General features: G+C 71.3%; 22 protein-coding genes. 10 read left to right on the top strand and 12 right to left on the bottom strand.

Translation table 11 applies throughout. From position 1 onward, the window contains the following. Nucleotides 1-41 precede the first annotated feature (41 nt). Nucleotides 42-968 carry a metallophosphoesterase gene (locus ACIODU_RS00815; protein WP_161307914.1) on the bottom strand — a complete coding sequence of 309 codons (927 nt, stop codon included), beginning with the start codon at nt 966-968 and terminating at the stop codon, nt 42-44. Between the two features lie 126 nt (nt 969-1,094). On the opposite strand from ACIODU_RS00815, the gene ACIODU_RS00810 reads away from it, so the two are divergent. Then, a complete protein-coding gene (locus ACIODU_RS00810; protein ID WP_401762336.1) occupies nt 1,095-1,562 on the top strand; it encodes a GatB/YqeY domain-containing protein in 468 nt (155 codons plus the stop codon). Between the two features lie 102 nt (nt 1,563-1,664). On the opposite strand, the gene ACIODU_RS00805 is transcribed toward ACIODU_RS00810, so the two are convergent. After that, a complete protein-coding gene (locus tag ACIODU_RS00805) occupies nt 1,665-3,971 on the bottom strand; it encodes a transglycosylase domain-containing protein (RefSeq protein ID WP_401762334.1) in 2,307 nt (768 codons plus the stop codon). Nucleotides 3,972-4,367: 396 nt separating this feature from the next. Here ACIODU_RS00805 and ACIODU_RS00800 point away from each other — a divergent pair, with 396 nt between their 5' ends. Continuing rightward, nucleotides 4,368-4,712, top strand: coding sequence for a WhiB family transcriptional regulator (locus ACIODU_RS00800; protein ID WP_202532472.1), 345 nt, complete (start codon nt 4,368-4,370; stop codon nt 4,710-4,712). A gap of 161 nt (nt 4,713-4,873) precedes the next feature. On the opposite strand, the gene ACIODU_RS00795 is transcribed toward ACIODU_RS00800, so the two are convergent. Genes ACIODU_RS00795 through ACIODU_RS00785 form a run of 3 tightly spaced genes read right to left on the bottom strand, consistent with a single transcriptional unit; the run spans nt 4,874 to nt 7,398 of the window. After that, nucleotides 4,874-6,247 carry an ArsA family ATPase gene (locus ACIODU_RS00795; protein WP_401762332.1) on the bottom strand — a complete coding sequence of 458 codons (1,374 nt, stop codon included), beginning with the start codon at nt 6,245-6,247 and terminating at the stop codon, nt 4,874-4,876. Next, nucleotides 6,244-7,209 carry an ArsA-related P-loop ATPase gene (locus ACIODU_RS00790; protein WP_356420907.1) on the bottom strand — a complete coding sequence of 322 codons (966 nt, stop codon included), beginning with the start codon at nt 7,207-7,209 and terminating at the stop codon, nt 6,244-6,246. Before ACIODU_RS00790 ends, ACIODU_RS00795 begins: the two co-directional genes overlap by 4 nt. Nucleotides 7,210-7,239: 30 nt before the next feature. Next, nucleotides 7,240-7,398: a hypothetical protein gene (locus ACIODU_RS00785; protein WP_401762329.1), complete on the bottom strand. Its 159-nt coding sequence runs from the start codon at nt 7,396-7,398 to the stop codon at nt 7,240-7,242. Here ACIODU_RS00785 and ACIODU_RS00780 point away from each other — a divergent pair. From ACIODU_RS00780 to ACIODU_RS00765, 4 genes are all read left to right on the top strand, one after another. After that, nucleotides 7,397-7,558 (top strand): DUF4177 domain-containing protein, encoded by a 162-nt coding sequence (locus ACIODU_RS00780; RefSeq protein ID WP_107018142.1) that lies wholly within the window; start codon nt 7,397-7,399, stop codon nt 7,556-7,558. The two genes, ACIODU_RS00785 and ACIODU_RS00780, sit on opposite strands and share 2 nt — an antisense overlap. Continuing rightward, the gene (locus ACIODU_RS00775) at nt 7,555-8,046 is read left to right on the top strand and encodes a RidA family protein (RefSeq protein ID WP_401762326.1); all 492 of its coding nucleotides are present in this window, start codon (nt 7,555-7,557) and stop codon (nt 8,044-8,046) included. The genes ACIODU_RS00780 and ACIODU_RS00775 overlap by 4 nt, the downstream gene beginning before the upstream one ends. A 1,117-nt stretch (nt 8,047-9,163) precedes the next feature. Beyond that, nucleotides 9,164-10,096, top strand: a complete 933-nt coding sequence (locus ACIODU_RS00770; RefSeq protein ID WP_401762323.1) for an NUDIX hydrolase — start codon at nt 9,164-9,166, stop codon at nt 10,094-10,096. Continuing rightward, on the top strand, nt 10,093-10,926 hold the full coding sequence (locus tag ACIODU_RS00765) for an MBL fold metallo-hydrolase (protein WP_401762320.1): 834 nt from the start codon (nt 10,093-10,095) through the stop codon (nt 10,924-10,926). The genes ACIODU_RS00770 and ACIODU_RS00765 overlap by 4 nt, the downstream gene beginning before the upstream one ends. A 107-nt stretch (nt 10,927-11,033) precedes the next feature. Here the strand turns inward: ACIODU_RS00765 and ACIODU_RS00760 are convergent, their stop codons facing one another. After that, nucleotides 11,034-11,708 carry a Crp/Fnr family transcriptional regulator gene (locus ACIODU_RS00760; protein WP_161307922.1) on the bottom strand — a complete coding sequence of 225 codons (675 nt, stop codon included), beginning with the start codon at nt 11,706-11,708 and terminating at the stop codon, nt 11,034-11,036. 362 nt (nt 11,709-12,070) lie between these two features. Between ACIODU_RS00760 and nth the strand changes: the two genes are divergently transcribed. The 3 genes from nth to ACIODU_RS00745 all read left to right on the top strand — a co-directional run bounded on the left by nth (nt 12,071) and on the right by ACIODU_RS00745 (nt 15,273). Continuing rightward, the gene (nth, locus tag ACIODU_RS00755) at nt 12,071-13,015 is read left to right on the top strand and encodes an endonuclease III (RefSeq protein WP_401762317.1); all 945 of its coding nucleotides are present in this window, start codon (nt 12,071-12,073) and stop codon (nt 13,013-13,015) included. A gap of 242 nt (nt 13,016-13,257) precedes the next feature. Next, on the top strand, nt 13,258-13,977 hold the full coding sequence (locus ACIODU_RS00750) for an NUDIX hydrolase (protein WP_401762314.1): 720 nt from the start codon (nt 13,258-13,260) through the stop codon (nt 13,975-13,977). Nucleotides 13,978-14,073: 96 nt separating this feature from the next. After that, complete coding sequence (locus tag ACIODU_RS00745) at nt 14,074-15,273, top strand: MarP family serine protease (protein ID WP_401762312.1); 1,200 nt, start codon at nt 14,074-14,076, stop codon at nt 15,271-15,273. 82 nt (nt 15,274-15,355) lie between these two features. On the opposite strand, the gene ACIODU_RS00740 is transcribed toward ACIODU_RS00745, so the two are convergent. From ACIODU_RS00740 to ACIODU_RS00715, 6 genes are all read right to left on the bottom strand, one after another. Continuing rightward, nucleotides 15,356-15,535, bottom strand: a complete 180-nt coding sequence (locus ACIODU_RS00740; RefSeq protein ID WP_356420888.1) for a hypothetical protein — start codon at nt 15,533-15,535, stop codon at nt 15,356-15,358. Nucleotides 15,536-15,678: 143 nt separating this feature from the next. Further along, nucleotides 15,679-16,602: an alpha/beta fold hydrolase gene (locus tag ACIODU_RS00735; protein WP_401762309.1), complete on the bottom strand. Its 924-nt coding sequence runs from the start codon at nt 16,600-16,602 to the stop codon at nt 15,679-15,681. Beyond that, nucleotides 16,599-17,093 (bottom strand): phage holin family protein, encoded by a 495-nt coding sequence (locus ACIODU_RS00730; RefSeq protein ID WP_401762306.1) that lies wholly within the window; start codon nt 17,091-17,093, stop codon nt 16,599-16,601. The genes ACIODU_RS00735 and ACIODU_RS00730 overlap by 4 nt, the downstream gene beginning before the upstream one ends. 41 nt (nt 17,094-17,134) lie before the next feature. Further along, a complete protein-coding gene (gene nhaA / locus ACIODU_RS00725) occupies nt 17,135-18,559 on the bottom strand; it encodes a Na+/H+ antiporter NhaA (RefSeq protein ID WP_401762303.1) in 1,425 nt (474 codons plus the stop codon). 198 nt (nt 18,560-18,757) lie between these two features. Further along, the gene (acs, locus tag ACIODU_RS00720; RefSeq protein ID WP_401762300.1) at nt 18,758-20,713 is read right to left on the bottom strand and encodes an acetate--CoA ligase; all 1,956 of its coding nucleotides are present in this window, start codon (nt 20,711-20,713) and stop codon (nt 18,758-18,760) included. A gap of 165 nt (nt 20,714-20,878) precedes the next feature. Further along, the gene (locus ACIODU_RS00715) at nt 20,879-23,557 is read right to left on the bottom strand and encodes a SulP family inorganic anion transporter (protein ID WP_401762297.1); all 2,679 of its coding nucleotides are present in this window, start codon (nt 23,555-23,557) and stop codon (nt 20,879-20,881) included. Nucleotides 23,558-23,865: 308 nt separating this feature from the next. On the opposite strand from ACIODU_RS00715, the gene ACIODU_RS00710 reads away from it, so the two are divergent. Further along, nucleotides 23,866-25,143: a hypothetical protein gene (locus ACIODU_RS00710; protein WP_401762295.1), complete on the top strand. Its 1,278-nt coding sequence runs from the start codon at nt 23,866-23,868 to the stop codon at nt 25,141-25,143. The last annotated feature ends 1 nt before the right edge of the window (nt 25,144 follow it).

Genomic DNA, 25,144 nt, shown 5'->3' with positions numbered 1-25,144 from the left:
TGGCCTAGGACGAAATCCGGTTTTGGGGAGTCGGGGAGCTGTCAGGGGTGGGGGGTCAGGGTGACCAGGGTGGCCTCTGGGGGGCAGGCGAAGCGGACCGGGGTGTAGCGGTTCGTGCCGCAGCCCGCTGATACGTGGAGGTACGAGGTGTGGCCGCCCGAGCGGTGCGTCGAGAGGCCCTTCACGCGGTCCGTGTCCAGGTCGCAGTTGGTGACCAGGGCGCCGTAGAAGGGGATGCACAGCTGGCCGCCGTGCGTGTGGCCCGCCAGGATCAGGGGGTAGCCGTCGGCCGTGAAGGCGTCCAGGCTGCGGAGGTACGGGGCGTGGACGACGCCGATCGACAGGTCCGCGTCCGGGTCCGGGCCGCCAGCGACCTGTTCGTACCTGTCCCGCTTGATGTGGGGGTCGTCCAGGCCCGTGAACGCGATCTCGTACCCGTCGATCTTGAGCCGGCCCCGCGTGTTGGTCAGGCCCTCCCAGCCCGCCGCGTCGAAGGCGTCCCGCATCGGCTCCCACGGGTTGCGCACCGCGGCCGGTGCCGGAGCGTTGCCGTTGAGGCCGTGGCGGCCCTGGGCCTTCTCGAAGAGGTAGCGGGCCGGGTTGCGCAGCTTCGGGCCGTAGTAGTCGTTCGAACCGAAGACGTAGACGCCCGGGAACTCCATCAGCGGGCCGAGCGCGTCCAGCAGCTCCGGTACGCCCTCCGGGTCCGACAGGTTGTCGCCGGTGTTCACGACGAAGTCCGGGCGCAGCCCGGCCAGCGCCTGGAGCCAGTGCCGTTTCTTGCGCTGTCCGCTCACCATGTGGATGTCGGACACCTGGAGGAAGCGAAGATCACGCATGCCCCGGGGCAGGACCGGGACGGTGACCCTCCGCAACCGGAACGAGCGTGTTTCGATACCGGCCGCGTAGGCGATTCCGGCCGCGCCGACTGCCGCGATTCCGAGGGGTACTCCGTAACGTGCGCGCATGTTCCCATCGTCTCAGACGTTGTATTGGTGTTTGTACGACCCGAGGAGGAGGCGGGGAGGAGGCGGGGGGGGGGAGGCCCTTAATCCCCGGGCGGGTTTCGTGGCGTACCTGTCACACTTGTACCCATGACCAGCCTCAAGTCCAAGCTCAAGGAAGACCTCACCGCCTCCATCCGGGCCCGTGACGAGCTGCGCTCCGCCACGCTCCGGCTGACCCTCACCGCGATCACCAAGGAGGAGGTCTCGGGTACGACCGCCCGTGAGCTCTCCGACGACGAGGTGCAGAAGGTGATCGCCAGGGAGGCGAAGAAGCGCCGTGAGGCCGCCGAGGCGTTCACGCAGGGCGGGCGTACGGAGCAGGCCGAGCGGGAGAAGGCCGAGGGCGTGCTCCTCGACGCGTACCTGCCCCAGCAGCTGTCCGACGACGAGCTCGGCGGGATCGTCGCCCAGGCCGTCGGCGAGGCGCGGGCCGCGGGCGCCGAGGGGCCGCGCGCGATGGGGGCCGTCATGAAGATCGTGAACCCGAAGATCGCCGGCCGGGCGGAGGGCGGCCGCGTCGCCGCCCTGGTCAAGCAGCACCTCGCCGCCGGGTGAGGTGGACGGACGGGGGAGACCCTTGTACGCGGCGGGGCGCCCGGCCGGTGGACGAGGTAAGTCCACCGGCCGGGCGCCCTGTCGTATCACCGCGGAAAGCCCCTACGGCCCGTTCCCCCCGCCGTCCTGGCCGTTCCCTTCCCCGCCGTTCCCGCCGCCGTTTCCGTTCCCGCCGCTCAGCAGCCCCGGCCGCACCGAGAAGTCCGGGAAGGGGTTGTCGCCACCGTTCCCGCCGTTCCCGCCGTCTCCGCCATTGCCGCCGTTGTCGCCGTTCCCGCCGTTGTCCCCGACTCCGCCGTCCGTCTGGCCCGCCGTGTCACCCGGCTTCGCGTCGCCCGCCGGCTTCTCCTTCGGCGGATCGGGGATGTTCACCTCCGTGAACCCGGGAGCGTCGTGCCCGGCCAGCGCGCCCGTCATGGCGTCCTTCCAGATCGGCCCCGGCACCTGGCCACCGAAGACCTTCGCCTGGTAGGCGCCGCCGATGGTGATGTCCACCATCTTCCGCTTGTGCTGCGGGTCACCGACCCACACCGCGCCCGACATGTTCGGCGTGTAGCCGACGAACCAGGCCGCGTAGCGGAAGTCCGTCGTACCGGTCTTGCCCGCGCTCGGACGCTGCGGGCCGAGGCCCGCCTCCGTACCGGTACCGTCCTCCACCACGCCCTTGAGCAGTGTGTTTATGGTGTCGGCGGTCTTCTCGGACATCGCCCGGTTGCACGTCGACTTCGGTACGGGCAGCTGCTTCTTGCCGGGTCCGGTGATCGACTCGATCGCGATCGGCGTGCAGTACATGCCGCGGCTGGCGAACGTCGCGTACGCCGACGCCATGGTCAGCGGCGACATCTCCTGCGTCCCCAGGGTGATCGAGGGCACCTGCTGGATCCGGTTGCCGTCGGCCCGCTTGACGCCCATCTTGGTGGCCATGTCCGTCACCGGGCACACGCCGATCTTGCTGATCAGCTCGACGTAGTAGGTGTTGACCGACTTGGCGGTCGCTTCCTTCATCCCGTACGGGCCGTGCTCCGACTCGTTCTCGTTCTCGACCGGGACGTCCCTGTCGTTCCACAGGCCGTCGCAGGTCTGGACCGGGGTCGGGTACGTCATCTGGTACGGGGACGGGAACTGCTGCGTCGCCGGAATGCCCTGCTCCAGCGCCGCCGCCGCGACGATCGGCTTGAACGTCGACCCCGGCTGGTAACCGGCGCCGCCGCCCATGTTCTGGTTCACGGACAGGTTGATCTGCGTCTCGTTCTTCCCGAAGCCGTACGGCCGCGACTGGCCCATGGCCAGGATCTTGCCGCTGCCCGGCTCGACGATCGACAGGGCCGTCGCGACCGGGTCGCTCTTGTAGACGTGGTTCTTGATCGACGCCTGCGCCGACTTCTGCGCCTGCGGGTCCAGCGTCGTACGGATCGTCAGCCCGCCCTGGTTCCAGACCTTGGCGCGCTCCTCGCGCGTCTTGCCGAAGACCGGGTCGGTGAGGAACACCTCGCGGACGTAGTCGCAGAAGAAGCCCGCGCCGTCCACGGCGGTGATGCAGCCGTTCTTGGGCTTGCTGACCTTGAGCTTGATCGGCTCGGCGCCGGCCTTGTCCGCCTCCGCCTGCGAGACGGCACCGACGTCGGCCATCCGCTGGAGAACGGTGTTACGGCGTTTCTGCGCCTCCGCCGGGTCGTTGACCGGGTCGTAGCGCGTCGGCGACTGGACGATGCCCGCCAGCATGGCGGCCTGTCCGAGGCTCAGGTTCTTCGCCGACGTGGAGAAGTACCGCTGGGACGCGGCCTCGACGCCGTACGCCTGCTGACCGAAGAAGGTGATGTTCAGATAGTTCTCCAGGATCTTCTTCTTGCCCAGCTCCTCCTCGACCTGGATCGCGTACTTCAGCTCCTGGATCTTGCGGCCCAGCGTCTGCTGCGTGGCCTGCTTGAACTTCGTCGCGTCGTCGCCGGCCTCCTCGACGAACACGTTCTTCACGTACTGCTGCGTCAGCGTCGAGGCGCCCTCGGACACCCCGCCCGACTGCGCGTTGCGATTCGCGGCGCGGAGCACGCCCTTGAGGTCGATCGCCCCGTGTTCGTAGAAGCGCGAGTCCTCGATCGCGACGATCGCCTTCTGCATGAACGGGGAGATGTCCTTGAGCGGCACGACGGTGCGGTCACGCGAGTAGACCGTGGCGATCTGGCCGCCCTTGGCGTCCAGGATCTCGGTGCGCTGGCTCAGCGGCGGCGTCTTGAGATTGGCGGGGATCTCGTCGAATCCCTCGACCGTTCCCTTCGCGGCGAGTCCCAGCGCGCCGAACGCCGGCAGGGCGATTCCCGCCAGCACCGCTCCCGCGAGCACACTGACACCGAGGAATTTGGCGGCCTGCTGGGTCCCGGTCAGACCCCCGCCCGAGCGCTTTTTTGGCATGGGGGCAGCCTACGTTCTCATTCGCCGGACACGCGTCAAGGCTCTGGCCTAAGCTGTACCCAACTGTCACAGCAGTGGGGTTGCGCATCAAGCCCTCGATGTGAACTTCCCGTGAACCCGAAACGCGGGGAGCCCCGTCTGTATTGACTGCTTCTGCCCCTGAACGCCCGTTGTGACTCACCCCTCTTGCCCCGCTTTGCCGGGTTCATGAGTGATGTCCTTCGCTCACTCCCCTGGGTGATCTGTCACGCACGCATAGTCCGTTCGGACCATTCAAGATTGGGCCCGAAGGGGGTGTTGCGCTGTGCCCGCCTTCCGTAACGTCCTCAACTGGCAGCGGTGAATATGCCGCTGCCGCCGTGGGGGAGCCTCGATTCGGGAGAGGACGGCGCCGGAATGGGCTGGGTTACCGACTGGAGTGCGCAGGCAGCATGCCGCACTACCGATCCGGATGAATTGTTCGTGCAGGGTGCAGCGCAGAACAGGGCCAAGGCGGTGTGCACCGGATGCCCGGTGCGGACCGAGTGCCTGGCCGACGCGCTGGACAACCGCGTCGAATTCGGCGTGTGGGGCGGGATGACCGAGCGGGAGCGCCGCGCACTGCTGCGCAGGCGTCCCACCGTCACGTCGTGGCGAAGATTGCTCGAAACCGCGCGTACGGAGTACGAGCGCAGCGCGGGCCTCCTGCCCGTGGGCTTGGAGGACGACGAGACGTACGAGACGTACGCGGCGGCGGGCTAGCCGCGGACGGTACGACCAACCCGCGGGCCAGGTACCCAGGTACGAGAGGTACGCCCCGCGGGCCGGCACCGCACGGTCCTGGTGTGCGCCTGGACGTGCGCGGCCGTACGGCTCGGTAGTGGCGGCTCGATCAGCCGCGCCTCCGAGCGCGTCCTCGCAGGTCAGGTCGTACTACGACCGGCCGCGAGGTGATCACCGATGGCCCTGAGCCCGGCGAGGTCATGAACGTCGCCGGGCAGGGCGGCCACCTCGGCCACCGCGACTTCCGGATGCAGCGCGGTGAAGCGGTCGCGCGTACGCCGTTCGCGCGCGAGCACCTGCATCCGTTCCGCGTGCAGACGCAGCAGACCAGCCGTCAGCTGTTCCACACTTGTGACACTTGTGACAGAGGGTGTGACGGAATCCGCCTGTGGGGCAGGCGCGGTGGGGGACGAGCCGGACGCGGGGGGCTCGCGATCGGGCTCGGTGCCGGGAGTGTCGGGAGACTCGACGGGAGCATTCCCGGGCTCCTGATCCACAATGCCGCCCTCTTCAAGATTTTCCGCGGCGGCCAGGGCCCGCTCGGCCGAGAGCCGCGCCGCGCCGCTGCCATGGACCCGGTTGAGTACGAGACCCGCCAGCGGCATCTCCTCGGCGGCCAGCCTCCGGACGAAGTACGCCGCCTCGCGCAGCGCGTCCCGCTCCGGCGCCGCGACCACCAGGAAGGCCGTACCGGGCGCCTGGAGGAGCCGGTACGTCGCCTCCGCCCGGGTCCGCAGCCCGCCGAACATCGAGTCCATCGCGGTGACGAACATCTGCACGTCACCGAGGAACTGGCCGCCCAGCACCTTCCCGATCGTGCCGGTCATCATCGACATCCCGACGTTCAGGAACTTCATCCCGGCCCGGCCGCCGACCTTGGCCGGCGCCATCAGCAGCCGGATGAACTTCCCGTCCAGGAAGGACCCGAGCCGCTTCGGCGCGTCCAGGAAGTCCAGCGCGGAGCGCGAGGGCGGGGTGTCGACGATGATCAGGTCCCAGGAGTCCCGCGCCCGCAACTGCCCCAGCTTCTCCATCGCCATGTACTCCTGCGTGCCCGCGAATCCGGCCGACAGGGACTGGTAGAAGGGGTTGTCCAGGATGGCGCGCGCCCGGTCGCGGTCCGCGTGCGCCTCGACGATCTCGTCGAACGTCCGCTTCATGTCGAGCATCATGGCGTGCAGTTCGCCGGGACCCTCGACGCCCTTCACCTGGCGCGGGGTGTTGTCGAGCGAGTCGATGCCCATGGACTGGGCCAGCCGGCGGGCCGGGTCGATCGTGAGCACGACCACCTTCCGGCCGCGCTCCGCCGCCCGTACGCCGAGGGCCGCGGCGGTGGTCGTCTTGCCGACCCCGCCGGAGCCGCAGCACACGATGATGCGGGTGTCCGGGTCGTCCAGCAGGGGATCGATCTCCAGGGGGGCGGCGGTGGCGTCGAGCGCGGAGGAGCGGGCCGAGGCCGCCGACGACCGGGCGGTGGCCGCCGACGACCGGGCGGTGGGCTGGGTCCGGGTCATGCGAAGGCCTTCCCGAGTTGCCGTAGCTCCCCCGCCAGCCGGTAGAGACCGGCGAGGTCCATCCCCTCCCCGATCAGGGGGAGTTCGTAGGTGGGCAGGCCCAGCTTCGCCAGGGCGGCCCGCTGCTCGCGCTCCAGCTCCACGCGCTGCGCGTGCTCCGCCGCCTGGTCGAGGAGAGGGCCCACCAGCTTCGTGGGGGCGCTGACCCCCGCCGTACCGAGCGCCTTGGCGACCTCCTTGCGGCGGTCACCGGACGCGGCGCGGACGGCGGCCTCGTCGAGGAGGTGGGGCCGTACCTGGTTCACGATCACCTTGCCGACCGGCAGGTCCACGGCCCGCAGCCCGGTGATGCCGTCCACGGTCTCCTGGACCGGCATCTCCTCCAGCAGCGTCACCAGGTGCACGGCCGTCCCCGGCGACTTGAGGACCCGCATCACCGCCTGCGCCTGATTGTGTATGGGGCCGATCTTCGCCAGGCCCGCCACCTCGTCGTTCACGTTCAGGAAGCGCGTGATGCGCCCGGTGGGCGGCGCGTCCATCACCACGTAGTCGTAGGCGAAACGTCCCTGCCTGTCCCTGCGCCGGACCGCTTCGCAGGCCTTGCCGGTCAGCAGGACGTCCCTGACGCCGGGGGCGATGGTCGTCGCGAAGTCGATCGCGCCGATCTTCTTCAGCGCCCGCCCGGCGCCGCCGAGCTTGTAGAACATCTGGAGGTAGTCCAGCAGGGCGCGCTCGGCGTCGATCGCCAGCGCGTACACCTCCCCGCCGCCCGAGGCGACGGCGATCTTGCGTTCCTCGTACGGAAGGGCCTCCGTCTCGAAGAGCTGTGCGATGCCCTGCCTGCCCTCGACCTCGATGAGGAGGGTGCGCTTGCCCTCCGTCGCGAGGGCGAGCGCGAGGGCGGCGGCGACCGTTGTCTTACCGGTGCCGCCCTTGCCGCTGACGACCTGGAGCCTGCTCACGTATTCGAGCCTAACCAGTAAGGCCGCGGGCTACGCACGAGGCTGCCCGGCGGTACGGATCGGCACGCGGGCGGCGGTACGGATCGGCACGCGGGCGGCGGTACGGGGGGAGCCGTCGCCGGTACGGACATGGAGCCGCCGGCGGTACGGATACAGCTCCCCCGGCCGTACGGATACAGTCGCCCCCATGACCAAGTGGGAATACGCGACCGTGCCCCTTCTCGTGCACGCGACCAAGCAGATCCTGGACACCTGGGGCGAGGACGGCTGGGAGCTCGTCCAGGTCGTCCCCGGGCCGAACAACCCCGAGCAGCTCGTCGCCTACCTGAAGCGGGAGCGGGCCGCATGACCGTGTCGGACGGCGCCGCCGCCGGGACGGTCGAGGCCGCCCTGGCCGGACTGGGCCTGACCCTGCCCGAGGTCGTTCCGCCGCTGGCGTCGTACCAGCCGGCGGTACGGACGGGCCGGTACGTCTACACGTCGGGCCAGCTCCCGATGGTGGACGGCAAGCTTCCGGTCACCGGCAAGGTCGGGGCGGAGGTCACGCCGGAGAAGGCGAAGGACCTGGCGCGGACGTGCGCCCTGAACGCCCTGGCCGCCGTGAAGTCGGTCACCGGCGACCTGGAACGCATCGCACGGGTGGTGAAGGTGACGGGGTTCGTCGCCTCGGCCGCGGACTTCACCGGACAGCCGGCCGTCGTCAACGGCGCCAGCGAGCTGCTGGGCCAGGTACTGGGCGACAAGGGCGTACACGCGCGCAGCGCGGTGGGCGTGGCGGTCCTCCCACTGGATGCGCCGGTCGAGGTCGAGATCCTGGTGGAGCTGACGGAGGACTGAGCGGAGGGCGTGCCGGTCGGGCCGGTTCGGCTGCCGGTCCCTTGGGGCCGCCTCGGGGAGCACGGCGGCGGGCGCAGGGAGCACGGGCGCACCCGGCGCGTGCTGATCGGCCGGGTACGGCCGCCGGTCCGGCGGGCGTGGCCGGGACGGGCGCCGGACCGGTAACCCTGGCCGGGACCGGGCGAGGCGGCATGCCGGTCCAGCGGGCCCGCCCGGCCCGGCGCGTGCTGGTCGGCCGGGTACGGTCGCCGGTCCGGCGGGCATGGTGGGGTCACCGGCCCTGGTCCGGTCCGGTCCTGTTCCTGGCGGGGGCCTGACGAGGTGGCCGGCCGGGACCCGGCCCGGAACCAGGTGCATGCCGGTCCAGAGGGCTCGCCCGACCCGGCGCGTACTGATCGGCCGCGTACGGCCGCCGGTCCACGGGCATGGCCGGACCCGGGCCGGTCCGGTAACCCTGGCCGGGCCCGGGCGAGGCGGCAGGCCGGTCCAGCGGGCCCGCTCGGCCCAACGCGTACTGATCGGTCGGGGGTATGGCCGCCGGTCCGGTGACCCTGGCGGAGGCCTGGCAAGGTGGCCGGCCAGGACCAGATGCAGGCCGTCCGGCGGGCTCGCCCGGCCCGGTGTGTGCTGATCGGTCGGGTGCGGCCGCCGGTCCGGCGGGTACGACCGGCCTCGGGCCGGTCCGGTGACGCCGGCCGGGGCCGGGCGAGGTGGCAGGCCGGTCCGGCGGGCCCGCTCGGCCCAACGCGTACTTGATCGGTCGGGGGTACAGCCGCCGGTCCGGCGGGTACGGCTGGGATCGGCCTCGGGCCGTCCGGTGACCCTGGCGGGGGCCTGGCGAGGTGGCCGGCCGGGACCCGGCGCAGGCTGGTCCTGCGGGCTCGCCCGGCCCGGCGCTTGCTGATCGGTCGGGTACAGGTGCCGGTCCGGCGGGCGTGACCGGGGCCAGCGCTCGGGCCGGTCCGGTGACCCTGGCCGGGGCCCGGCGAGGTGGCGGCCGAGATTCGGCCCGGGGTCGGTCGCGGGCCGGTTCGGTGGGGCCGGGCGCGGGGGCCGGTTTGTGCTGGCGGCCCGTGCACCTCTCGAACATCGTCCGCTCAGCGCATAGCATCCGGCCATGCCCAATGGTCAGTGGTACCCGCCCGAGTGGCCCGAGCAGATCCGTGCCCTCGCCGCCGGTGAGATCACGGCGGTGACGCCGCGCCGCGCGGCGACCGTGATGCTCCTGCGTGACGCCCCCGCGCCGGCGGGCGGGGCGGTGGCGGGTGCCGGATCCGCGGTGGCCGGGGCAGCCGAAACCGGCGGCCCCGAGGTCCACATGCTGCGACGGCAGGCGTCGATGGCCTTCGCCGCCGGTGCGTACGTCTATCCCGGCGGCGGAGTGGACCCCCGCGACGACGACCGGCCGGTCGCCTGGGCCGGTCCCGGCCGGGACGTCTGGGCCCGCCGCCTCGGCGTCGACGCCGCCTCCGCGCAGGCGATCGTCTGCGCGGCGGTCCGCGAGACGTTCGAGGAAGCGGGCGTTCTGCTCGCGGGCGAGACGGCCGAAACCGTCGTCGGCGACACCACGGGCGACGACTGGGAGGCCGACCGCGCGGCCCTCGTCCGCCACGAGCTGTCCTTCGCGGACCTGCTCGACCGCCGCGGCCTGGTACTGCGCGGCGACCTGCTCGGCGCGTGGGCGCGCTGGATCACCCCGGAGTTCGAGCCGCGCCGCTACGACACCTGGTTCTTCGTGGCCGCGCTGCCGACCGGCCAGCGCACCAGGAACGCGTCCACGGAGGCCGACCGTACGGTGTGGATCACACCGCGCGCGGCGACCGAGGCGTACGACAGGGGCGATCTCCTGATGATGCCGCCGACCGTCTCGACCCTGCGGTCGCTCACGCCGTACGGTTCGGCCGCCGAGGCGCTCGCCACGGCGACCGACCGCGATCTGACGCCCGTACTGGCGACCGCGCGGCTGGTGGACGGGGAGCTGGTCCTCAGCTGGCCGGGGCACGACGAGTTCACCAAGCGCGTGGACCCGGCCGAAGGAGGGGTCCGATGACGGACGCCGCCGCTCTGCCCGGGCAGCCGCGCGGCGGGACGCTCTCGGGACCCGCCACCGCCCGCGCCGTCAACGTCCTCGCGCCGAACGCCTCCGCCATGACCCTCGACGGCACCAACACCTGGATCGTCTCGGAACCGGACTCCGACCTCGCGGTGGTCATCGACCCCGGCCCGCTGGACGACCTCCACCTCCGGGCGGTCGTCGACACCGCCGAACAGGCCGGCAAACGGGTCGCGCTGACCCTGCTCACCCACGGCCACCCGGACCACGCCGAGGGCGCGGCGCGCTTCGCCCAGCTGACCCGTACCCACGTCAGAGCCCTCGACCCCGCGCTGCGCCTCGGTGACGAAGGACTGGCGGCGGGCAACGTGATCACCACCGGTGGTCTGGAGCTGCGGGTCGTCCCGACCCCCGGTCACACCGGCGACTCGCTCTGCTTCCACCTGCCCGCCGACGCCGCCGTGCTGACGGGCGACACGGTTCTCGGCCGGGGCACCACGGTCGTCGCGCATCCGGACGGCCGGCTCGGCGACTACCTCGACTCGCTGCGCCGCCTGCGCTCGCTAACGGTGGACGACGGCGTCCGTACGGTGCTGCCGGGCCACGGTCCCGTACTGGACGACGCCCAGGGCGCGGTCGAGTACTACCTCGCCCACCGCGCGAGCCGGCTGGCCCAGGTCGAGACGGCGGTCGAGAACGGCTTCCGTACGCCGTCGGAGGTGGTGGAGCAGGTCTACGCGGCCGTGGACAGGTCGCTGTGGCCGGCCGCGGAGCTGTCCGTACGAGCGCAGCTGGAGTACCTGCGCGAGCACGGTCTGATCAGCTGATCATTCAGCTGACCATTCGGTCCGCACAGGCCACCGTCCGGGCGCCTGTACGGCGGCCCGGACGGTTACGTCCTACGGATACGGCGGATTCGGCGGCCCAACCGCCCTTAACGCGACCGCTTCGCGAGGCGCTCCACGTCCAGCAGGATCACCGCACGCGCCTCCAGCCGCAGCCAGCCGCGCTGGGCGAAGTCCGCGAGCGCCTTGTTGACCGTCTCGCGGGACGCGCCGACCAGCTGGGCCAGCTCCTCCTGCGTGAGGTCGTGGACCACGTGGATGCCCTCCTCCGACTGCACGCCGAAGCGGCGCGACAGGTCGAGGAGCGCCCGGGCCACGCGGCCGGGAACGTCGGAGAAGACCAGGTCGGACATCTGGTCGTTGGTCTTGCGGAGCCGGCGCGCGACGGCGCGCAGCAGCGCCGTGGCCACCTCGGGCCGCGCGTTGAGCCAGGGCTGGAGGTCGCCGTGACCGAGGCCGAGGAGCTTGACCTCGGTGAGCGCGCTCGCCGTGGCCGTACGCGGGCCGGGGTCGAAGAGGGACAGCTCGCCGATCAGCTCGCCGGGGCCGAGCACGGCCAACATGTTCTCCCGGCCGTCCGGGGAAGTGCGGTGCAGCTTGACCTTGCCTTCGGTGACCACATAGAGACGGTCGCCGGGGTCGCCCTCGTGGAAGAGAGCATCACCGCGGGCCAGCGTCGCTTCACTCATGGAGGCGCGGAGCTCTCCGGCCTGCTCGTCATCGAGCGCCGCGAAGAGCGGGGCACGCCGCAGAACGTCGTCCACGTGTTCTCTCCTTGTCGACCTGCTCAGGGAACCAGAGCGGAACCAGGGTCCCCATAATGCCGTACGTGCTGTCGGTTCTCGGGTGGCTCCGTATCCCACGGCCCTCTCGCCGTCTGCCGGGCCACCCCGTGTTCGAAACCGTGTGATCGGTCACAAGCTTGACGTACAGGGGCTCCGGACCGTGCCCGGGAGGCCGATTCGGGTGGCGATCGGCCAGGGCCGGGGCGGATGTCAGTGGAGGGCTTTAGGCTGGCCGGGTGTCCAAAAAGCCGGTGACAGCGCAGGCAGAGGGGGCCGGAGAAGTGGCGGCCGACCGTAATTCCGCTGTGGGCGAACAGCCCTCGGAGAAACCGAAAAAAGCCGTGAAAGCCCCACGGGGCAAGGGGGCGGGCCGAGGCGCGAGCAAGGCCGCGGCCCGGGACGAGGCCCCGGGCGGAGCCGGGACGGAGACCGCCGGGGCGGGTACGCCCATCCGTACGGCGGCGGCCAAAGCGGCCAAAGCGGCGGAACCGGAATCGAGACTGGCCATGGTCCGGCGGGCCCGGCGGATAAACCGCGAGCTGGCCGATGTCTATCCGTACGCCCACCCCGAGCTGGACTTCCGGAACCCGTTCGAGCTGCTGATCGCGACGGTCCTCTCCGCCCAGACGACCGACCTGCGGGTGAACCAGACCACCCCCGCGCTCTTCGCCGCCTACCCGACGCCCGAGGACATGGCCGCGGCCGTGCCCGAGGAGCTGGAGCAGATCATCCGCCCGACGGGCTTCTTCCGGGCCAAGGCGCGGTCGCTCATCGGGCTGTCGACGGCCCTCCGGGACAACTTCGGCGGCGAGGTCCCGGGCCGCCTGGCCGATCTGGTGACACTGCCCGGTGTCGGCCGCAAGACGGCGAACGTGGTGCTGGGCAACGCGTTCGGGGTCCCGGGGCTGACCGTCGACACCCACTTCGGCCGGCTGGTGCGCCGCTGGAAGTGGACCGAGCAGGAGGAGCCGGAGAAGGTCGAGGCGGAGATCGAGGCGATCTTCCCCAAGAGCGAGTGGACGATGCTCTCGCACCGGGTGATCTTCCACGGCCGCCGTATCTGCCACTCGCGCAAGCCCGCGTGCGGCGCCTGCCCGATCGCGCACCTCTGTCCGTCGTACGGAGTGGGGGAGACGGACCCGGAGAAGGCGGAGAAGCTCCTCAAGTACGAGAAGGGCGGCTACCCGGGGCAGCGGTTGAGCCCGCCTGCCGACTACCCGGGCAGGCCGGCGCCGCCGCTGGGCGCGGGTGCGGACGCCGGTGACGGCGGTACGGGCGCGGAATGAGCCGGAGCCGACGAGTTTCCCCGTACCGGATACCGGTCCCACGGGTCGAGCCGCTGATACCGACCACGCGGAAGAACGGCGCGCGTTGAGCGCATGAGGGGCCCGCGCCGTATGACGTCACAGCCGCACGACGCGAATGCCGTGCGGCGACGCGTCACAGCCGTACGGCGATACACACGGGCGGAGCCGGACGAGGGCGGAACGATCCGGCCGACGGCAGGCGTTATGCGACAGGGGTGCAGATGACGCGCGCTGACAGGACGTACCACAACCGCATGTACGACGACCGCACGACCGGAGTCGACGTCACCGTGGACGGGCTGCCCGACTGGCTCATGCCCGTCGCGCGCGCCGCGCTGGACGTGGCGCCGGAGCAGCTGAGCCGTTTCCTGCCGCCCAAGAGCGGCGGCGGGCGGCAGTCGGCCGTGCTCATCCTCTTCGGGGAGGGCGAGCACGGCCCCGAGCTGCTGCTCATGGAGCGGGCGGGGAGCCTGCGTTCGCATCCGGGCCAGCCGTCGTTCCCCGGCGGCGCGCTCGACCCCGAGGACGGCGACCCGGCGACCGTCGGGCCCCTGAGGGCGGCGCTGCGGGAGGCCGAGGAGGAGACCGGCCTCGATCCGTCGGGCGTCCAGCTCTTCGCCGTACTGCCCGCGCTCTACATCCCTGTCAGCGGCTTCGTGGTGACACCCGTGCTCGGCTGGTGGCGCAGGCCCACCCCGGTCGCCGCCGTCGATCCCGCCGAGACCGCCCGTGTCTTCACTGTCCCCGTGGCGGAGCTCACGGACCCCGCCCACCGCGTCAGCGCCTTCCACCCGAGCGGCCACCGGGGCCCGGCCTTCCTGGTCGCGTCCACCCTGGTCTGGGGTTTCACCGCCGGACTGATCGACCGCATCCTGTATCTCGCCGGTTTCGAGGTCCCCTGGGACCGCACGAAGGAGGTCCCGCTGGACTGGCGCGCGTGACAGGCTGATTCCCGCCCGGGACGCGCCGGCCCCCGCCTGCCGTCCCCGCCCGACCCCGCTGCCCAGGCCGTTGACGAATCTGCGAGGCTAACGACGGTGAACGTGCTGGACATCCTGCTGCTGCTCGCCGCTGTGTGGTTCGCGATCGTCGGCTACCGCCAGGGCTTCGTGGTCGGCATCCTGTCGGTCATCGGTTTCCTCGGGGGCGGCCTCGTCGCCGTCTACCTGCTCCCGGTGGTCTGGGACAACCTCACCGAGGACGCGGAGGTCTCCACCACCGCCGCCGTGGTCGCGGTCGTGATCGTCATCGTCTGCGCCTCCATCGGCCAGGCCTTCACGACCCACCTCGGCAACAAGCTGCGCCGCTACATCACGTGGTCGCCGGCGCGCGCCCTGGACGCCTCCGGCGGCGCGCTGGTCAATGTCTTCGCCATGCTGCTGGTCGCCTGGCTGATCGGCTCCGCCCTCGCGGGGACGACGCTGCCCACGCTCGGCAAGGAGGTCCGCAGCTCCAAGGTGCTCCTCGGAGTCTCACGGGTGATGCCTACCCAGGCGTCCACGTGGTTCTCGGACTTCTCGTCCGTCCTCGCGCAGAACGGCTTCCCGCAGGTCTTCAGCCCCTTCGCCAACGAGCCGATCACCGAGGTCCAGCCGCCCGACCCCGCGCTCGCGGGCAGTCCCGTCGCGGCCCGCGCCCAGCGGTCCATCGTCAAGGTCGTCGGTACGGCCCAGAGCTGCGGCAAGGTCCTCGAAGGCTCGGGCTTCGTCTTCGCCGACCGCCGCGTGATGACCAACGCGCACGTGGTCGGCGGGGTGGACCAGCCGACGGTCCAGATAGGCGGCGAGGGCAAGCTGTACGACGCGAAGGTCGTCCACTACGACTGGCAGCGCGACATCGCGGTGCTGGACGTGCCGGACCTGCCCGCGACCCCGCTCCGCTTCACCGACAGCGAGGCGCGCAGCGGCGCCAACGCGATCGTGGCGGGCTTCCCGGAGAACGGCGCGTACGACGTGCGCTCCGCGCGTGTCCGGGGCCGTATCAACGCCAACGGGCCCGACATCTACCACCGAGGCGAGGTCAGCCGCCGGGTGTACTCGCTGTTCACGACCGTGCGCCAGGGCAACTCGGGCGGCCCGCTGCTCACACCGGACGGCAAGGTGTACGGCGTGATCTTCGCGCGGTCGCTCGACGACGCGAACACGGGGTACGCCCTGACGGTCGACGAGATCCGCGAGGACATCGAGAAGGGCCGTACGGCCAATCAGGAAGTCGACAGCCAGGGGTGCGCGCTGTAGCGGTGCGGGCGGTCGGGGCCTCGGGTCCTGGCCGCTCTTGTCCTGTCCGCTCCTGGCCGCGCGAGTGCGCCGGTGCCCGCGCCTATGTGCGCGGGTGGCGCAGCCGGGCCGAGACCCAGCGCGCCCTGCGGCGGAGGATGAGGGAGATCCCGAGCGTCGGATCATGCTCCTGATCGTGCGCGCCGCCCCTCTCGTGGGGGATCGGCACAGTGGCCGAGCGGCGCTTGCGTGGTGCGTCACCGTAGTCGTGCGTCCAGCCCATACGGGGACGTGTGCCCGTGCCCCAAGGTCGATAACCGCGCGGGGGAGGGCCAATTGGCCTATGCGCCCGGCAAGTGGCCCTTCCTAGGACGCGTGTTCGTGATGGTGTTCGAGACGCCGTTCCGGCGAGGCCGGATCGCGCCCTCAGCGGTCCGGTTCCGGGTCCTTGAGCCAGTTGATCAGCTCCGAGGAGAACGCCGCCGGATCCTCCTCGTGCGGGAAGTGCCCGAGCCCGTCGAAGAGCCGCCACCGGTACGGCGCCTCCACGTACTCCGCGGACCCCGCCGTGCTGCGCGTACGCATCGCCGGGTCCAGCGACCCGTGCAGCTGGAGGGTGGGCACCCGTACCGGCCGCTTCATGCGCCGGTTGAACTGGATGCCGTCCGGGCGCGCCATGGACCGCACCATCCAGCGGTACGGCTCGATCGCGCAGTGCGCCGTGGACGGAATGGTCATCGCCCGCCGGTAGACGTCGATGGCCTCCTCGTCCGGCAGGCTCGGCCCCGACCAGTCCCGGATCAGCTGGCCCACCAACGCCGCGTCGTCCGCGACGAGCTGACGCTCCGGCAGCCACGGCCGCTGGAAGCCCCAGATGTACGAGCCGGCCCGGCTCTGCGACAGGTCGGAGAGCATCGAGGAGCGCCAGCGCCGCGGGTGCGGCATCGAGGACACCGCGAGCCTGCGCACCAGCTTGGGCCGCATCACGGCGGCGGTCCACGCGAGGTACCCGCCCAGGTCGTGCCCCACGAGCGCCGCGTCGGGCTCGCCGAGGGAGCGCACGACGCCGGTGATGTCGAGGGCCAGGTTGGCGGGGTCGTACCCGCGCGGCGTACGGTCGCTGCCGCCCACCCCGCGCAGGTCCATGGCCACCGCGCGGTACCCGGCGTCCGCGAGCGCCGTCAGCTGATGCCGCCAGGTCCACCAGAACTGCGGGAAGCCGTGGAGCAGCAGCACCAGCGGCCCGTCGCCCACCTCGGCGATGTGGAAGCGCGCGCCGTTGGCCGCCACGTCGCGGTGGACCCACGGACCATCGAGGCGGACGGTGGAGGCGGAATCAGGGACGGTCATGCGGACGAGCGTGCCACAGACTTGGTCTCCTGCCCGACCTCCCGGGGGTGGGGCTTCGCGTTCTGGAGGACGGACGCCGACTCCTTGGACGAGGCGATGGACTTCTCCGGGGGCTTGATCTTCTTGAACTTCCGTACGGCGAACCCGGCCAGCAGGCCCGCGAGCACCACGAACGCCCCGCCGACGATCAGGAACGACCAGGCGAGCCCGAGTCCCCAGTTGTGGATGCCGTACGCGGCCGCGAAGCTGAACACCGGCAGGGAGAACAGGGCGAGGACCCCCGCGACGGCGATGGCCCCGCCGCCGATCGCACCCCGCTTGACGTCCTGCCGGATCTCCGCCTTGGCCAGCGCGATCTCGTCGTGCACCAGTCCGGACAGCTCGGTGGTGGCCTCGGCGACCAACTGGCCGAGGCTGCGGTCGGCGCTGACGGGTCCCACAATGACGCCGGTCCGGACTGCGTCGGCGGCGTGCCTGCCGGGGTCGCTCACGGTGACTCCCTCTTCTCGCTCTGGTTCTCGCGTGTGTCAGATCATGCCGGACCGTCGGCCTCATCGCGCGCTGCCCCCGCGTGTTCCGCCAGACGGCGGTGTTCCGCGGCCTTCGCCTCGGAGTCCGCGGCCCTCGCCTCGAAGAGCGCGGCCATGCGCAGGTGATACCCGGGATCGTCCTGTTCATAGATGTCCGGTACGCCGTCCTGGTCCTCGTCGCGCTCCTCCTCCTCGAAGAGCGCGCGGTAGGTCCGTACGCGGAGTTTGAGCAGGACGCCGGCGAGCACCGCCGCGATGAGGGAGCCCAGCAGGACGGAGGCCTTCACCTCGTCGGTGAGGGCCGCGTTCCCGGCGAACGCCAGCTCGCCGATGAGGAGCGACACGGTGAAGCCGATCCCGGCCAGGACGGCCACCGCGAACACGTCCGGCCAGGCCAGGTCCTCGTTGAGCCGTGCCCGGGTGAAGCGCGCGGCCAGCCACGTACCGCCGAAGATGCCGACGGCCTTGCCCGCCACCAGCCCCAGGACCACGCCCAGGGTCTCGGGGCGGGTGAAGACGTCGCCGAGGACGCTGCCCGTCACCAGGACGCCCGCGGAGAAGAGGGCGAACACGGGGACGGCGAACCCCGCCGACAGGGGGCGTACCAGGTGCTCGACGCGCTCCCCCGGGGACTGCGCCTCGTCGCCCGTCCTGACGCAGCGGAGCATCAGGCCCATCGCCACGCCCGCGATGGTGGCGTGGATGCCGCTGTTGTACATGAGCGCCCAGTTGACGAGAGCGAGCGGGACGTACACGTACCAGCCCCGTACACCCTTCCTCAGCAGCAGCCAGAACACGGCGAGGCCCGCGAAGGCGCCGCCGAGCGCCGCGAAGTCCAGGTCGCTCGTGAAGAAGACGGCGATGATCAGGATCGCGAAGAGGTCGTCGACGACGGCGAGGGTGAGGAGGAAGGCGCGGAGCGCGGCGGGCAGTGCGGTGCCGAGGACGGCCAGGACGGCGAGGGCGAAGGCGATGTCGGTGGCCGTGGGGACCGCCCAGCCGTCCAGCGAGCCGTTGCCGACGACGTTGACCACCAGGTAGACGAGGGCGGGCGTCGCCATCCCGCAGAGCGCGGCGACGACAGGCAGGGCGGCGGCGCGGGGATCGCGCAGCTCACCCGCGACCAGCTCGCGTTTCAGCTCGACCCCGGCGACGAAGAAGAAGACGGCGAGCAGTCCGTCGGCCGCCCAGTGCTGTACGGAGAGGTGGAGGCCGAGGGCGGAGGGGCCGAGGTGGAAGTCCCGCACGGTGGTGTACGACGCGCTGACCGGGGTGTTCGCCCAGAACAGGGCCGCGACGGCGGCGGCGAGGAGGAGCAGTCCGCCCACGGTTTCGGTACGGAGCGCGTCGGCGACGTAGTTCCGCTCGGGCAGCGACAGCCGGCCGAGGAACCTACGGGCGGTGGCGGTGGCCGTGGGGGCTGGCACGGGGTCGTACCTCCGGGGGCGGTTCGGCGGACATGGCGGATCACGTTGCCGACCAGACTTCCCGGCGCACCTGGATTTTCTTGTTCATTTGTCGGTGTCGCGCACACTCTACGCGGGCGCGGGCGGGGGCACCCGGGTCGGTGGACGCCAGGTGCCTCCGCGTGCTTCCGCGTGTCTCTGCGTGTGTGCGGGCCGTGCTCAGTCCTCGCTGGTCGCCGACGGCAGCTGGCTCTGGATGAGGTCCATGACCGAGGCGTCGGTGAGGGTCGTGACGTCACCGAGCTGGCGGTCCTCGGCCACGTCGCGCAGCAGGCGCCGCATGATCTTGCCGGAGCGGGTCTTCGGCAGCTCCGCCACCGGGAGGATGCGCTTGGGCTTGGCGATCGGGCCCAGGGCCGTACCGACGTGGTTGCGCAGCTCGGCGACGAGCCCGTCGTCCACGCTCGCGGTGCCGCGCAGGATGACGAAGGCGACGATGGCCTGGCCGGTGGTCTCGTCGGCCGCGCCGACGACCGCCGCCTCCGCGATCTTGGGGTGCGAGACCAGGGCCGACTCGACCTCGGTGGTGGAGATGTTGTGGCCCGAGATCAGCATGACGTCGTCCACGCGGCCCAGCAGCCAGATGTCGCCGTCGTCGTCCTTCTTCGCGCCGTCACCGGCGAAGTACTTGCCCTCGAAACGGGACCAGTACGTGTCGATGAACCGCTCGTCGTCGCCCCAGATCGTACGGAGCATCGACGGCCACGGCTCCGTCAGGACCAGGTAGCCGCCGCCCCCGTCGGGGACCTCGTTGGCCTCGTCGTCCACCACGGTGGCCGAGATGCCGGGCAGGGCGCGCTGGGCGGAGCCCGGCTTCGTCTCGGTGACCCCGGGGAGCGGTGAGATCATCATGGCGCCGGTCTCGGTCTGCCACCAGGTGTCCACGATCGGGGTCGTACCGGCGCCGATGTGCTCGCGGTACCAGATCCACGCCTCGGGGTTGATCGGCTCACCGACCGAGCCCAGGACCCGCAGACTGCTCAGGTCGAACTTGGCGGGGATGTCGTCGCCCCACTTCATGAACGTACGGATCGCGGTCGGCGCGGTGTAGAGGATCGTCACCCCGTACTTCTGGACGATCTCCCAGAACCGCCCCTGGTGCGGGGTGTCGGGGGTGCCCTCGTACATGACCTGCGTGGCGCCGTTGGCGAGCGGCCCGTACACGATGTACGAGTGGCCGGTCACCCAGCCGATGTCGGCCGTGCACCAGTAGACGTCCGACTCGGGCTTGAGGTCGAAGACGGCGTGGTGGGTGTAGGCCGCCTGGGTGAGGTAGCCGCCGGACGTGTGGAGGATGCCCTTCGGCTTCCCCGTGGTGCCGGAGGTGTAGAGGATGAAGAGCGGGTGCTCCGCGCCGAACGCCTCGGCGGTGTGGTGCGCGGTCTGGCGGGCGACGATCTCGTGCCACCACACGTCACGGGTGCTGTCGAAGGCGGTGTCCTGCCCCGTACGGCGGACCACCAGCACGTGCTCGACCTGCGGGCACTTCGTGACCGCCTCGTCGATGGCGGGCTTGAGGGCGGTCGGCTTGCCGCGGCGGTAGCCACCGTCGGCGGTGATGACGAGCTTGGCGTCCGCGTCCTGGATGCGGGAGGCGACGGCGTCGGCGGAGAAGCCGCCGAAGACGACGGAGTGCGCCGCTCCGATCCGGGCGCAGGCGAGCATCGCGACCGCGGCCTCGGGGATCATCGGCAGGTAGATCGCGACCCGGTCGCCGGACTGGACGCCCAGCTCCGTCAGCGCGTTGGCGGCGCGGGAGACCTCGTCCTTCAGCTCCGTGTAGGTGATCGAGCGGCTGTCGCCCGGTTCGCCCTCGAAGTGGATCGCCACCCGGTCGCCGTTGCCGGCTTCCACGTGACGGTCCACGCAGTTGTACGCGACGTTGAGCTCACCGTCCGCGAACCACTTCGCGAAGGGCGGGTTCGACCAGTCCAGCGTCTCGGTCGGCTCGGTGACCCAGGTGAGCCGCCTCGCCTGCTCGGCCCAGAAGCCGAGCCGGTCCGCCGCGGCCTGCTCGTAGGCCTCCGCCGTCACATTGGCGTGCGCGACCAGCTCGGACGGCGGCGCGAACCGCCGCTCCTCCTTGAGCAGATTGGCCAGGCTTTCGTTGCTCACGACATCTCCCTCTCCCGGGCGTCCCCAGGGCGTCCTGTGTGTCCCTGGCCTAGCTCATCAGGCGGATGCCCGGGTGACAAGGCCCTTCCGGGAATTGGTTTAGACCTGTGTGGGGCTGGGGGCAGCAGCGGCCACACACTCTCACGGATGGCGGGAGCGGCCGGTTCAGGCGTGCGACTCCTCCAGGGTCGTGGGGGCCACGCGGTTGAACACCTCCTCGGAGCCGCCCCCCGAACTCCCCGTCGTGCTGCCGTCGGCCAGCAGGTAGGCCTGCGCCTCGCCGACGTGGAAGTACATGCCGTGCAACTCCAGCCTGCCTTCGGCGAGTCCGCGCGCGACCGCGTCGTGGGCGCGCAGATGCGCCAGCTGCTGGACCACGTTGGTCAGGCAGAGCTGTTCGATCGCGTCGGCCGGGAGGCGCCCGGCGATCCTGGCCCAGGAGTGGTGCTTGCTTTTCATCCGTTCCAGGCTCGGCTGTCCGTGCCGCAGCCAGCGCCTGAGGGGGGTACGGGGCTCGCCGTTGACGTCCGGCGTGTTCAACAGGGCCTGCATCGCCCCGCATCCGGAGTGCCCGCAGACGGTGATGGACTGGACCTGGAGGACGTCCACGGCGTACTCGATCGCGGCCGCCACCGAGTCGTCCGTACCGTGCGGACCGTCGGCGCCGGGCAGCGGCACGAGGTTGCCGACGTTCCGTACGGTGAAGAGGTCGCCCGGGCCGCTGGACGTGATCATGCTGGTGACCAGCCGGGAGTCGGCGCAGGTCAGGAAGAGCTGCGACGGCCGCTGCCCCTCCCGGGCGAGCCGCGCCAGCTCGTCCCGGACGTGGGGGGCGGTGTTGCGCTGGAACGAGCTGATGCCGCTGGCGAGTTGACGACTGCTGGGCCCGCCGCCCACGGGGCGCCGCCGTCCGTCGAGGTGCGGCTGGGTGACGCGGGGGGCTGATGTGTCGGGGGGTGGAGTGCTGTTACGGGGTGGGGCGGAGGGGGCCGCCGCCGGGAGGCCCGTGGGGGCGGGGGTGGGAGTGGTGGAGGCGGGGGTGTGTTTTGGCGCGTCCGCGTCGGACGGACCCGTATCGGACAGGGCCGTGTCGGACGGACCCGTACCGGATGAAGCCGTGTCGGGTGACGCCGTACCGAATGAGACCGCGCCGGAGGCGCCCGCGCCCGACGGGCTCGCGCCCGACACCTCGGCGACGGCCGGTTCCGCCGCCGGGTGTTCACCACAGTGGTGGTTACGCCACGGCGTCCACGGACGGCAGCAGGACTGGAGCTCCGTCGTCGGCTCCGCGATCCGCCCGCCGGCCCGCCCGGTGAACTCCGCCGTCCCGCCTTGCGCGAGATGCGAGGTCTGCCAGTCGTGCAGCGCCTCGTACGCCGCGTGGTCCATGAAGGACCCGTCCAGCTCGACCACACTGTCCGCGCGGTGCGGCACCTCCTGGAGGATCCGGCTGAGGCGCGGCACCGCCAGGAACGTCAACTGGCCCCGGACCCGGATCCGGTGGACTCCGTTCCGCTCGGCCACCGTGATCCGCGTCCTGGTCAGCCGGTGCAGCGCGACCGCCACCGCGACGGCGATCCCGATCGCCACCCCTTCCAGGACGCCGGTGAACACGACCCCGCCCAGCGTCACCGCGTACACCAGCATCTCGCGGTTCCGCTGCACGCTCCGCAGGTGGACGAGGTTGACCATCTGGATCCCCACGACCATCACCAGCGCGGCCAGCGCCGCCAGCGGGATCAGGTCGAGCACCGGCACCAGCAGCAGCGCCGCGACCGCGACCCACAGGCCGTGCAGCATCGTCGAATTGCGGCTCACCGCGCCGGCCGCGACATTGGCGGAGCTGCGCACGGCGACGCCCGTGATGGGCAGCCCGCCGAGCGCGCCGGAGAGGATGTTGCCCGAGCCCTGTCCGAACAGCTCGCGGTCGAGCCGGGCGCGCGGGATCCGGACGGCGGGCTCCTTGCGCATGGACACCAGCTTGTCCACGGCGACGGCGGAGAGCAGCGATTCGACGCTGCCGACCAGGGTGACGGTGAGGACGGCGGCGATCAGCCCGAGCACCGGCCCCTGAGGCAGCTCCGGCAGGGCGTGGTTGCTCCACGAGGGCAGGTCGACGCGCGGGAGGCCCACCCCGAGCACGGCGGCCACCGAGGTCGCCAGGGCCACCGCGGCGAGCGTGGCGGGGACCTTCCGTACGAACCGGCCGCCGCGCCCCGGAATCCGTGGCCAGGCGAGCAGCACCACGATCGTGAACAGGCTGACCGACACCGCGCCGGGATGCAGGTCCGCCAACTGGGCGGGGAGTCCCTTGACGTTGGCGATCGCGGAGCTCTGGGGGGAGCCGCCCAGCACGATGTGGAGTTGGGACAGCGCGATCGTGACGCCGATGCCGGCGAGCATGCCGTGCACGATCGCCGGGCTGACGGCGAGGGCCGAGCGGGCCACCCGTAGCGCCGAGAGGCCGAGTTGGGCGAGGCCGGCGCAGACGGTGATGGCGCAGGTGGTGCGCCAGCCGTACAGCTGGATCAGGTCGGCCGTGACGACGGTGAGCCCGGCGGCGGGCCCGCTCACCTGGAGCGGGGCGCCACCGAGGCGGCCGACGACCAGGCCGCCGACGGCCGCCGCGACCAGGCCGCCCTGGAGCGGCGCGCCGGTGGCGAGGGCGATGCCGAGCGAGAGCGGCAGCGCGATCAGGAAGACGGTGACGGAGGCGGACAGGTCGGCCCCGGCGATCCGGAACCGGAATCGGGACCGGAACGGGGGCCGGGAGCCGGAGGACGACGGGTCGGTACGGGTCGGTCGAGCGGCGCCGTCGGCGCGAGTGGGTACGCGGGCAGACATGATTCCCGTCTCCTCCGGGGCAGCGCGGTCGCGGAACGTGGGGGACGCGGCCGTGGGTCACGGCGTGCAGCGGCGGGATGCTCAGTGCAACTCTTGGTAAACAGATCGTAATGGAGAGTAAAGACTCAGGCATAACTTTCCGGGCAAATGGGTCAATCAATCACTCGAACCGGTGATTAGTCATTTTGTACGGCTTGTCGTTTCATCTTCTTTTTGTCCGTGGTGGGAGGTTGGCGGCGCTCGGCGCCGTGCCGGCACCTCGCCGCTCGGCACTTCGGTACGCGAACCCTGAAGGAAGAGGTGGGCGGATGCTGGCCGCCAGAATGAGAATCACCTTCGGCGCCGCCGTAACGGCGCTCGCCGTCGGTCTGACCGGCTGTTCCGGCACCGGTGGCCCGGGGGGTGGGCCCGAGGCCGAGAACGGCGCGTACGGCGCCAGGAAGGCGCCCGCCGCGCCCAAGAACGTCGTACGGCTCATCGGCGACGGCTCCACCGCGTACACCGGTGCGCAGCCGCGACTGCCCAAGCCGCAGCGGTTGAAGCCGGGTCAGAAGCCCCCGCAGTTCGTGGTGTTCTCGTGGGACGGCGCGGGCGAGGACAGCCAGCGGCTCTTCTCCCACTTCCGCGAGGTGGGCAAGAAGTACGACGCGACGATGACGTACTTCCTGAGCGGGGTCTATCTCCTCCCCAAGGAGAGGGCCCGGCAGTACGACCCGCCGCGGCACGCGGCCGGCAGCTCGGACATCGGCTTCAACGACACCAAGGGGATCTCGGACACCCTGCGCCAGCTGCGCGGCGCCTGGCGCGACGGCAACGAGATCGGCACGCACTTCAACGGCCACTTCTGCGGCAAGAACGGCGGCGTCGGCACCTGGTCGGTCGACGAGTGGAAGAGCGAGATCAGCCAGGCCAAGGCGTTCGTGAAGGGCTGGAAGACCAACGCGGGGCTCGCGACCGAGGCGCCGCTGCCCTTCGACTACGACAAGGAGCTGGTCGGCGGCCGTACGCCCTGCCTGGAAGGGCAGAAGAACATGATGCTGGCCGGGCGGACGATGGGCTTCCGCTACGACTCCAGCGGCGTCGGCAACCAGGTCTGGCCGAAGAAGACCGAGGGCCTCTGGGACCTGCCGCTCCAGCTGGTGCCGGTGCCGGGGCGCGCGTTCGAGACGCTGTCGATGGACTACAACTTCATGTTCAACCAGTCCGGGACGACCAAGGGCGACCCGGCCAAGCACACGTACTGGGGCAACCAGATGCGGGACGGCCTGATCAAGGCCTTCGACCGGGCGTACGACGGCAACCGCGCCCCGCTGATCATCGGCAACCACTTCGAGTCCTGGAACGGCGGCACGTACATGCGCGCCATCGAGGAGACGATCAAGACGGTCTGTGTCCAGCGGGACGTGCGCTGCGTGTCGTTCCGTCAGCTGGCGGACTGGCTGGACGCGCAGGACCCGCAGACGCTGGAGAAGCTGCGCGGTCTCGGCGTGGGCCAGGCCCCGAAGGGCGGCTGGGCCCCGTACATGACGGACCCGACCACCCTCACCCCGTCCCGCGCCCCGGCGGCCCTCGAACGGAAGAGCTGAC

The sequence above is a fragment of the Streptomyces sp. NPDC088261 genome, assembly GCF_044740805.1.
GTDB lineage: Bacteria > Actinomycetota > Actinomycetes > Streptomycetales > Streptomycetaceae > Streptomyces.
Note: the sequence above shows the minus strand (reverse complement) of the source record. Positions and strands in the feature narration are given on the sequence as shown.